Annotated in this window: 9 protein-coding genes; all 9 read right to left on the reverse strand. The window is 72.2% G+C overall.

Features of this window, described 5'->3' with window-relative positions; all coding sequences use genetic code 11:
* Positions 1 to 11: 11 nt before the first annotated feature.
* Positions 12 to 191, reverse strand: a complete 180-nt coding sequence (locus BM385_RS26895) for a hypothetical protein (RefSeq protein WP_139275233.1) — start codon at positions 189 to 191, stop codon at positions 12 to 14.
* Positions 192 to 453: 262 nt separating this feature from the next.
* Positions 454 to 1,368 carry a phosphotransferase family protein gene (locus tag BM385_RS25270; RefSeq protein ID WP_093844464.1) on the reverse strand — a complete coding sequence of 305 codons (915 nt, stop codon included), beginning with the start codon at positions 1,366 to 1,368 and terminating at the stop codon, positions 454 to 456.
* A gap of 10 nt (positions 1,369 to 1,378) precedes the next feature.
* Positions 1,379 to 2,323, reverse strand: coding sequence for an EamA family transporter RarD (gene rarD, locus BM385_RS25275; protein WP_019435781.1), 945 nt, complete (start codon positions 2,321 to 2,323; stop codon positions 1,379 to 1,381).
* A gap of 127 nt (positions 2,324 to 2,450) precedes the next feature.
* Positions 2,451 to 3,041: a Uma2 family endonuclease gene (locus BM385_RS25280; RefSeq protein WP_019435782.1), complete on the reverse strand. Its 591-nt coding sequence runs from the start codon at positions 3,039 to 3,041 to the stop codon at positions 2,451 to 2,453.
* 124 nt (positions 3,042 to 3,165) lie between these two features.
* On the reverse strand, positions 3,166 to 4,233 hold the full coding sequence (locus tag BM385_RS25285) for a 2-oxoacid:ferredoxin oxidoreductase subunit beta (RefSeq protein WP_019435783.1): 1,068 nt from the start codon (positions 4,231 to 4,233) through the stop codon (positions 3,166 to 3,168).
* Positions 4,223 to 6,163 (reverse strand): 2-oxoacid:acceptor oxidoreductase subunit alpha, encoded by a 1,941-nt coding sequence (locus BM385_RS25290; protein ID WP_019435784.1) that lies wholly within the window; start codon positions 6,161 to 6,163, stop codon positions 4,223 to 4,225. Before BM385_RS25290 ends, BM385_RS25285 begins: the two co-directional genes overlap by 11 nt.
* Positions 6,164 to 6,322: 159 nt before the next feature.
* Positions 6,323 to 6,982 (reverse strand): response regulator transcription factor, encoded by a 660-nt coding sequence (locus tag BM385_RS25295; protein WP_019435785.1) that lies wholly within the window; start codon positions 6,980 to 6,982, stop codon positions 6,323 to 6,325.
* Positions 6,983 to 7,047: 65 nt separating this feature from the next.
* Complete coding sequence (locus BM385_RS25300) at positions 7,048 to 8,331, reverse strand: sensor histidine kinase (RefSeq protein ID WP_093844465.1); 1,284 nt, start codon at positions 8,329 to 8,331, stop codon at positions 7,048 to 7,050.
* A gap of 29 nt (positions 8,332 to 8,360) precedes the next feature.
* Entirely contained in the window at positions 8,361 to 9,536 is a 1,176-nt protein-coding gene (locus tag BM385_RS25305; protein WP_093844466.1) for a sensor histidine kinase, read from the reverse strand.
* Between the last annotated feature and the right edge of the window lie 243 nt (positions 9,537 to 9,779).

Here is a 9,779-nt window from a genome sequence, read left to right on the forward strand (position 1 = left end):
CGGGCGCCGGCTCAGCCGCGCGCGGTGTCCGGCGGCAGCGGCTCCTCGTGGCCCGCCGGCTCACCGTCCGGCACCGGGAGGATCAGCGGCCGGCCGCAGACGGCGTGCGTCCAGTGCACCGTGTCCACGCTCTCGTCGAACCCGCGCCCGGGACCCCGCCCCGGACGCCCCACCGGAGCACGCTGTGTCATCGCCCGCCCGCCTTCCTGCTCGGCCCGGCCCCGACCCAGTGATGCCCGCCGGCGGGCCCCGGGATGCCGGGCGGAGACGCCCTGTTCGGCCGGGCCGGGCGCACCGGCCGCTCCGCCCCCCGCCTTGCGGCCTGCTCCGCGCCGCAGTCCCGCCCCCGCCCAGCGGTCGGTATCGGACCGCCCCGTACGGGCGGACCTGCGACCGGCTCCGCCCGTCCCGAGAGCCGCCTCCGTATGCCCCGTCACCGCCGGAGGCGAGCGCTCAGCGGTCCGGCAGGGCCAGCAGCCCCTCCAGGTACCGCTCCAGCCGGTCCTGGAGCACCGCCGGGGTCAGATCCGTCCGGCCCAGGGCGCGCCACGGCGTGGCGACCTTCTCCGCGTCGGGCGCGTAGCCCAGCGCGTCCAGCAGGTACCAGTAGCGGCGGGCCGCCGGGGCGGGGGAGAGGGTGCCGCCGGCCGCCGTGTAACGGGCCGGGAAGGCCAGGCCCGCCGCCGGGCCGTGCAGCAGGGCGAGGGCGGTGGCGCAGTGCGCCACATCGAGGTCGGCCGGGCCCCAGGAGGTCTCCACCCAGTCCACCACCCCGCTGACGCCGCCCGCGGCGAACAGCACATTGCCCGGGTGGTAGTCCCGGTGCAGGAACCGCCCCCGGTAGGCGGGCGGTTCGCGGTCGATCGCGGCGATCGCGCGGCGCCACGGCTCCGGGCGGCCGGTCCGCTCCGGGACCCGCACCCGGCCGGGAGCGGTCCATGCCTGGTACGTACGCGGCCGGTCCGCCGCCGGCACCGCCAGGCCGTGCACCCGGACCAGTTGGTCCGCGAGCGCGCCGGCCCGGGCGGGCGCCCCGGCGTCGTCCAGGCACACGGCGCCGGGCAGCAGCGTCATCAGCAGGGAGGGATGGTCGCAGTGGTCGGCCCGGGCGTCCACCGCCAGCAGCCGGGCGGCGGGTACGTCCGTCCCGGCCAGCAGCGTCAGGACCCGCGCCTCCCGGGTGAGCAGCCCGTCCGCGTGCCGCAGGAAGAACGCGTCGGTGAACGACCGCAGCACCAGGGAGCGTCCGCCGCTGGTGGTCAGCCGCCGCATCCGGGAGGTCCAGCCGCCCGCCAGCGGCACCTGGCCGGTGAGGTGTTCGCCGTCCGCCAGGTGGCGCTCGACCCACTCCAGGGTGCGGTCCGTCATACCGGGCAGGCTATCCGGCCCGGCCCGCCTCCGTCCGGGCCTGCGGCCCGCTCTCCGGCGCCGCCGCCGTGTGCGGCGTGTGGGCGAGGACGGTGCGCCGGGTGCGGCGCGCGGTGCGCAGCGCGTCGAACGTCAGCACGCACAGCGCCGCCCAGATCAGCAGGAAGCCCGCCCAGCGCTCCGGCGGCATCTCCTCGTGGAAGACGGTGAGGCCGAGCAGGAACATCATGGTCGGGGCGATGTACTGCATCATCCCGATCGTGGACAGCGGCAGCCGGACGGCGGCGGCGCCGAAGAAGATCAGCGGCAGCGCGGTGGCCACCCCGCTGGCGACCAGCAGCAGCGCCTGGCCAGGGCCCTCGGCGGTGAAGCTGGAGTCGCCGCGCGCGGTGAGATAGATCAGATAGCCGAGCGCGGGCAGGAACTGGAACGCGGTGTCGGCGCTGAAGCCCTGGACGCCGTCGAGCCCGGTCTGCTTCTTCACCAGCCCGTACGCGGCGAACGAGGTGCTGAGCGCCAGCGCGATCCACGGCACCTGGCCGTAGGCGACGGACATCACCAGCACCGAGGTCAGCCCGATGCCGACCGCCACCCACTGGAGGACGCGCAGCCGCTCGCCCAGCACCAGCACGCCGGCGGCGATGGACAGCAGCGGGTTGATGAAGTAGCCGAGCGAGGACTCCAGCACCCGGTCGTTCGCGATGGCCCAGATGAACAGGCCCCAGTTGACCGATATCAGGGTCGCGGAGAGCGCCACCATCGCCAGCTGCTTCGGCCGCCGCAGCAGCGGCCCGATCCAGGACCAGCTGCGCACCAGCAGCAGGATCACCAGCGCGGTGGGCAGCGACCACACCATGCGGTGGGAGAGCACCTCCAGGGCGCCCAGGTCCTCCAGCAGGCGCCAGTACAGCGGCAGCAGCCCCCACATCCCGAAGGCCGCGAGGCCGAACACCATTCCGGCCCGTCCGCCGCCCGCCCCTGCGCTCACCACTGCCTCCTCGTGTGCGGTCAACCTCCAAGAAGGTAGCGCCCGGCGCGGGCTGTGTCATTCCCGTAGCGGCTCTACGGTCCTGACGGATGTCTCACACCCGATAGATCGAGGTGAGATCGATGTCGATCGGGAAGGGCACGCCGAGCTTGAGCTGATCGTGGTGGATGCCGGTGAGTAGGTAAGTGCGGGTAGCGGGATCGGCTTCGTAGACATAGACCACGGGGTAGCCCGACTTCTTGTCGTGCTCCACCCGCCAGAAGTGTGGAATGCCTGCACCGGCATACTTCTTGGGCTTGACGTTCCGATCACGGACCAGGGAATCGGGTGAGACGACCTCCACGGCCAGCAGCACATCCTCGGGGAGGAACGAGGTCTGCTCAGGACCGGTGTACGCGGACGTCTTCACCGCCAGAATGTCGGGCTCCGGGCGATTCCGCTTGCCCAGGGTGATGGTCATCTCCCGGAAGATCGCGAGCCGGTTGGGGGCCACCCGCACAAGTTCGTTCTCCAGCAACCGCATCGCCTTGGAGTGGAAGGCGGACTGCGGACTCATCATGACAAGGCTCCCGTCGATCAGCTCCGTGTGGGGAGGCAGATTCGGCAGCCGGTCCAGGTCTTCGGCGGTGTAGCCGCCCACTGGGGGGCGCGGCCAGTCGTACTCGGGCTCGTGCTCGACATTCATCACTGCTCCCATGAGCCAGATCCTCGCCGACGCTTCCAGCCTACGCGCCAAAAAGGACAATCTCCCACTCGAATGTGTGAGTGGGAGATTGTCGGGTTGACTGATGAATGGGGTGCGGGTGGGGTCAGCCCGCGACGGTCCAGGTGTCGTTGCCCTGGAGCAGCGCCGCCAGGTCGCCCTTGCCCTTGCGGGCCACCGCGTCCTCCAGCTGGTCCGCCATCAGGTCGTCGTACACCGGCCGCCGTACGCTGCGCAGCACGCCGATCGGGGTGTGGTGCAGGGTGTCCGGGTCGGCCAGCCGGGACAGCGCGAACGCCGTCGTCGGCGAGGGGGAGTCGGCGTGGTGGACGAGCACCCGGCCGGCGTTCTCCGCCGTCACCTCGGCGACCTCCACGTCCCCGGTCTCCTGGTTCCGGAAGACGCCCTGGGAGCCCAGCCCGTCCTCGCCCGGCAGACCGAACCGGATCGGCTCGCCGTCCTCCAGCCGGATGACCGCTTCCAGCGCCCGCTGCTTGTCCTTCAGGGCCTCGAACGCGCCGTCGTTGAAGATGTTGCAGTTCTGGTAGATCTCGATCAGCGCCGAGCCCTTGTGCTCCGCCGCCGCCCGCAGCACCGAGGTGAGGTGCTTGCGGTCGGAGTCCACCGTCCTGGCCACGAACGACGCCTCCGCGCCCAGCGCCAGCGACACCGGGTTGAACGGGGTGTCCAGCGAGCCCATCGGGGTCGACTTGGTGATCTTGCCGGTCTCCGAGGTCGGGCTGTACTGGCCCTTGGTCAGCCCGTAGATCCGGTTGTTGAACAGCAGGATCTTCAGATTGACGTTCCGGCGCAGCGCGTGGATCAGGTGGTTGCCGCCGATCGACAGCGCGTCCCCGTCACCCGTGACCACCCACACCGACAGATCGCGCCGCGAGGTGGCCAGCCCCGTGGCGATCGCCGGGGCCCGCCCGTGGATCGAGTGCATCCCGTAGGTGTTCATGTAGTACGGGAAGCGGCTGGAGCAGCCGATGCCGGAGACGAAGGTGATGTTCTCCCGGGCCAGGCCGAGCTCGGGCATGAAGCCCTGCACGGCCGCCAGCACCGCGTAGTCACCGCAGCCGGGACACCAGCGGACCTCCTGGTCCGACTTGAAGTCCTTCATCGACTGCTTCGCCTCGGCCTTGGGCACCAGCGACAGCGCTTCAGTGATCATCGGCGGGGCCTCCTTCGGCCTCCAGGATGGCGTTCGCGAGCCGCTCCGCCTTGAACGGCAGCCCGGTCACCTGCGTGATGGACACAATGTCGACGAGGTACCTGGCCCGCAGCAGCGACGCCAGCTGGCCCAGGTTCATCTCCGGCACCAGCACCCGCTCGTAGCCGGCCAGCACCTCGCCCAGATTCGCCGGGAACGGGTTCAGGTTCCGCAGATGGGCCTGCGCCACCGCGCCGCCCGACCGGCGGATGCGGCGCACGGCGGCCGTGATCGGCCCGTACGTCGAACCCCACCCCAGCACCAGCGTCTTCGCCTCGCCGCCCGGGTCGTCCACCGTGACCTCCGGCACCTCGATGCCGTCGATCTTGGCCTGCCGGGTGCGCACCATGAACTCGTGGTTGGACGGCGAGTACGAGATGTTGCCCGTGCCGTCCTGCTTCTCGATGCCGCCGATGCGGTGTTCCAGCCCCGGCGTGCCCGGCACGGCCCACGGCCGCGCCAGCGTCTCCGGATCGCGCTTGTACGGCCAGAACACCTCGGTGCCGTCATCCAGCGTGTGGTTCGGCCCGGTGGCGAACCGCACCCGCAGATCCGGCAGCTCGGCCGGCTCCGGCACCCGCCACGGCTCGGAGCCGTTGGCCAGGTACCCGTCGGAGAGCAGGAAGACCGGCGTCCGGTACGTCAGCGCGATCCACGCCGCGTCCAGCGCCGCCGTGAAGCAGTCCGCCGGGGTGGCCGGCGCCACCACCGGCACCGGCGCCTCGCCGTTGCGCCCGTACATCGCCTGGAGCAGATCCGCCTGCTCCGTCTTGGTCGGCAGCCCGGTGGACGGACCGCCGCGCTGGATGTCCACGATCAGCAGCGGCAGCTCCAGCGAGACCGCGAGCCCGATCGTCTCCGCCTTCAGCGCCACCCCGGGCCCCGAGGTGGTGGTGACCCCCAGCGCGCCGCCGAACGCCGCGCCGAGCGCCGCGCCGATCCCGGCGATCTCGTCCTCCGCCTGGAAGGTGCGCACGCCGAAGTTCTTGTGGCGGCTAAGCTCGTGCAGGATGTCGGAGGCCGGGGTGATCGGGTACGAGCCCAGGTACAGCGGCAGGTCCGCCTGCTGGGCGGCGGCGATCAGCCCGTAGGACAGCGCCAGGTTGCCGGAGATGTTGCGGTAGGTGCCGGCCGGGAAGGCGGAGGTGGCCGGGGCCACCTCGTAGGAGACCGCGAAGTCCTCGGTCGTCTCGCCGAAGTTCCAGCCCGCCCGGAACGCCGTGATGTTGGCCTCGGCGATCTCGGGGCGCCCCGCGAACTTGGTGCGCAGGAACGCCTCGGTGCCCTCGGTCGGCCGGTGGTACATCCACGACAGCAGCCCGAGCGCGAACATGTTCTTGGAGCGGCCGGCGTCCTTGCGGCTCAGCTCGAACCCCTTGAGCGCCTCCACCGTCAGCGTGGTCAGCGGCACCTGGTGGACGCTGTACCCGTCCAGGGAGCCGTCCTCCAGCGGATTGCTGTCGTAGCCGACCTTGGCCATCGCCCGGGCACCGAATTCGTCGGTGTTGACGATGATCTCGGCACCGCGCGGCACATCCGCGATATTGGCCTTCAGCGCCGCCGGATTCATCGCCACCAGCACATTGGGCGCGTCGCCCGGGGTGAGGATGTCGTGGTCGGCGAAGTGCACCTGGAACGAGGACACCCCCGGCAGCGTGCCGGCGGGGGCGCGGATCTCGGCGGGGAAGTTCGGCAGCGTCGACAGGTCGTTCCCGAAGGACGCCGTTTCGGAGGTGAAACGGTCGCCCGTCAGCTGCATGCCATCGCCGGAGTCGCCCGCGAAGCGGATGATCACCCGGTCCAGGCGCCGGACTTCCTTGCCCTCCGCGCCGCCGCCACCGTGGTGCGGTTCCTGGCCGGACTGATCGACCTGATCGACCTGGCTGGTCACTGCTTGTAGCCCTCCTCGAGGCGGCCCTTGTCAGCCATCGTACGTGGGTAAGGATCGCCTTACTGAGCTGATCACATCATGGACGACAGGTCTGGCCCGTTCGTACCCCGATCACGGCGTCCGGTGATCCCCCCTCCGCACTCCAGCGTCGCAAGTCCCCTAGGAGTTCAGATAGGTCAGAACTGCCAGAACACGGCGGTGATCTGTGTCACTCTGTGCCAAACCGAGCTTCATGAAGATATTGCTCACATGCTTTTCTACCGCACCGTGGCTGACCACCAACGCGCTCGCGATCGCCGAGTTCGTCCGCCCTTCGGCCATCAGACCTAGGACCTCGCGCTCGCGCGGAGTGAGCGCCGCCAGCACGTCCTGCTTGCGGCTGCGGCCCAGCAGCTGCGCCACCACCTCCGGGTCCAGCGCCGTACCGCCCCGGGCCACCCGCTCGACCGCCTCGGCGAACTCGCGCACATCCGCCACCCGGTCCTTCAGCAGATAGCCCACCCCCCGGCTGGAGCCGGCGATCAGCTCCGTGGCGTACTGCTCCTCCACATACTGCGAAAGAACGAGGACCCCCAGGTGCGGGAAATCGGCCCGCAGCCGCACCGCCGCCCGCACCCCCTCGTCGGTGTGCGTGGGCGGCATCCGCACATCGGCCACCACCACGTCCGGCAGCCCCTCGCCCGCCGCCAGCTCCCGCACCACCGCCACCAGCGCCTCGCCGTCCCCGACCCCGGCGACCACCTCGTGGTCCCGGTCGGTCAGCAACCGGGTCAGCCCCTCCCGCAGCAGCACCGAATCCTCGGCGATGACCACCCGCACCCGTACTCCCCGTTCCGCTCGACCGACCCGACGATCCTGTCCGCGTCCAGGATCTCACCGGCGGGTCACCGGTCGCGCCACGGCAGCTCGGCCGTCACCGTCGTCGGCCCGCCCGCCGGGGAGACGATCGCCAGCAGCCCGTCCACGGCGGCCAGCCGCTCGGCCAGACCCGCCAGGCCCGAGCCCGCCGCGGCGTCCGCGCCGCCGCGCCCGTCGTCCCACACCTGGAGCAGCAGCCGGTCCTGCCCCGTGCGCCACGCCTCCAGCCGGGCGCGGGTGGCCCCGCTGTGCTTGCTGACGTTCTGGAGCAGCTCGGAGGCCGTGAAGTACGCGATCCCCTCGATCGCCTGCGCGGGCCGCACCGGCAGATCCACCTCCACCGCCACCGGCACGGTGCAGCGCGAGGCCACCGCCGACAGCGCCGGGCCGAGCCCCCGGTCGGTGAGGATCGCCGGGTGGATGCCCCGGGCCAGATCCCGCAGCTCCGCCAGCGCCAGCTTCACCTCGCCGTGCGCCTCGTCCACCATCCGCGCCGCCGCCTGCGGATCGGTGGCCAGCTTCTCCTTCGCCATGCCCAGCTCCATCGCCAGCGAGACCAGCCGGGCCTGGGCGCCGTCGTGCAGATCCCGCTCGATCCGCCGCAGATCCGCCGCCGAGGTGTCCACCACCGTCGAGCGGTCCGACTCCAGCTGGAGCACCCGCTCCCCGGCGGCGGACGGCCCCAGCAGCCCCGACACCAGCAGCCGGTCCACATGGGCCATGCCCCGGATCACCAGCGCCGCCACGTACAGGCACAGCACACCTCCGAGGCAGACGAGCACGAGATCCGGCGGACTGTCCCACAGCCAGCCGTTTCCCTCACCGTCGAGGTGGATGCCCGCCGGCTCGGACAGCCACCGGTACCAGATCGGATAGGTGACGGCGCCCCAGCCGAACGCCCACAGGGTCAGCACCGTGCAGAAGGTGAACACCGCCCACGGCGCGTGCAGCAGCGCGTACCCGGCCGCCCGCCACGAGACGCCGCTGCGCAGCATCGCACCGACCCAGGCCACCGGCCCCGAGCCGCCCGGGCGCAGCCGCAGCGGCTCCGGCTCGGCCACGTCCGAGTGCAGCAGCAGCCGGGCCCGCAGCCGCTCCAGCGCGCCGTAGCCGCGCAGCACCAGCAGCACGAACGCCAGCAGCGGGACGCCGACCAGCGTGATGAGCAGGGCGCCGCTGACCGAGAAGCCGCCGACGGCGAAGACGGAGGCGGCCAGGGCCAGCGGGAGGTTCAGCAGCAGGTGCAGGCCCTCGCGCCAGGTGCGGGTGGCGACGGGCAGCAGCCAGGGGGAGTCGGAGATACGGCTCATGACGGTGTCCTTCTGGGATGCGCGGTCGGTCAGGTGCGGTCGCGCCAGGGCAGTCCGGCGGTGACCGTGGTCGGCCCGCCCGCCGGGGAGACGATGACGAGCCGGCCGTCCACGGCGGCCAGCCGCTCGGCCAGGCCCGCCAGGCCCGAGCCGGCGGTGGCGTCCGCGCCGCCGCGCCCGTCGTCGGAGACATGGAGCAGCAGCCGGTCGCCGTCCCGCCACAGCGCGACCCGGGCGCGGGTGGCGCCGCTGTGCTTGCTGACGTTCTGGAGCAACTCGGAGACGGTGAAGTAGCCGATGCCCTCGATGGCGGGCGCCGGCCGCGCGGCCAGCTCGTCGTGCACCGTGACCGGCACGGTGCAGCGCGAGGCCACCGCCGACAGCGCCGGGCCGAGCCCCCGGTCGGTGAGGATCGCCGGGTGGATGCCGCGCGCCAGGTCGCGCAGCTCGGCCAGGGCCAGCTTCACCTCGGCGTGCGCCCCGTCCACCATCCGGGCCGCCTCCTCGGGTGAACTGAGCAGCTTCTCCTTCGCCAGCCCCAGCTCCATCGCCAGCGACACCAGCCGGGCCTGGGCGCCGTCGTGCAGATCCCGCTCGATCCGCCGCAGATCGGCCGCCGAGGTGTCCACCACGCTCACCCGGCCGGCCTCCAGTTCGGCGATGCGCCGCTCCAGGCCGTCGGACGGCGACAGCAGCGCCCGTACCAGCGCCCGGTCCACCTGGCTCGCGCCCCGCGCCAGCCAGGGCAGCAGCGGCCACAGCACGAACAGCGACGGGATGAGCAGCACGAAGGTGAGCAGCCCCCACACCAGCCGCACCGGGAAGAACAGCGCGGTGCGCCAGCCGACCGGGTCCTTCAGCGTGTTCCACAGCCAGCCGAAGAACCCGCCGCCCCGGTAGGTGGGCGCCAGCGGGCTCGGCTCCTCCACCCGCAGCCCGAGCAGCGCCCTGGCCCGGGCCCGCTCCCAGCCGCCGACCCGCCGGATTCCCGCGAGCCCGGCGGCCAGGAACGGCAGCCCGACGACGGTCAGGGACAGCAGCGCGCCCGCGTAGATCCACACCATGATGTACGCGAACGCCGCCAGGTCCACGATCCAGCTGCTGCCGAGGTACGCCAGCTCGCCCCAGGTCCGCGCGGACAGCGCGGGACGCGGAGGCGGCAGAGGTTCCGGGCGGCCGGCGGGGCGCGGGGTGCGGCTGGTCATGCGTCCAGACTGCCGGGCGCGGTGGCGCCGGGCCATGGGGTGGGTCGGTGGACGGCGGTAGGGCTACCCCCACCTTTCCGCTACCCCCTAGACTCCCGTGCTGACAGATCACCGGGCGCGCCGGAGGGGCAGGCAACCGTGCCGGAATACTTCCACGGCTACGCGGTCGTGGGTCTTGTCGCGGTGGTCGGCGCCGTTTTCGTGGCGGTGGCCTTCACGGCGGGCCGGCTGCTGCGCCCGGTG

It is taken from the genome of Streptomyces harbinensis (genome assembly GCF_900116145.1).
Lineage (GTDB): Bacteria > Actinomycetota > Actinomycetes > Streptomycetales > Streptomycetaceae > Streptomyces > Streptomyces carpaticus.

Excerpts from the sequence above, each read along its gene's own strand:
- BM385_RS25300 (WP_093844465.1), bottom strand. The coding sequence starts at position 8,331 with ATGAGCCGTATCTCCGACTCCCCCTGGCTGCTGCCCGTCGCCACCCGC.
- BM385_RS26895 (WP_139275233.1), bottom strand. The coding sequence starts at position 191 with ATGACACAGCGTGCTCCGGTGGGGCGTCCGGGGCGGGGTCCCGGGCGC.
- BM385_RS25270 (WP_093844464.1), bottom strand. The coding sequence starts at position 1,368 with ATGACGGACCGCACCCTGGAGTGGGTCGAGCGCCACCTGGCGGACGGC.
- BM385_RS25285 (WP_019435783.1), bottom strand. The coding sequence starts at position 4,233 with ATGATCACTGAAGCGCTGTCGCTGGTGCCCAAGGCCGAGGCGAAGCAG.
- BM385_RS25280 (WP_019435782.1), bottom strand. The coding sequence starts at position 3,041 with ATGAATGTCGAGCACGAGCCCGAGTACGACTGGCCGCGCCCCCCAGTG.
- BM385_RS25305 (WP_093844466.1), bottom strand. The coding sequence starts at position 9,536 with ATGACCAGCCGCACCCCGCGCCCCGCCGGCCGCCCGGAACCTCTGCCG.
- rarD (WP_019435781.1), bottom strand. The coding sequence starts at position 2,323 with ATGGTGTTCGGCCTCGCGGCCTTCGGGATGTGGGGGCTGCTGCCGCTG.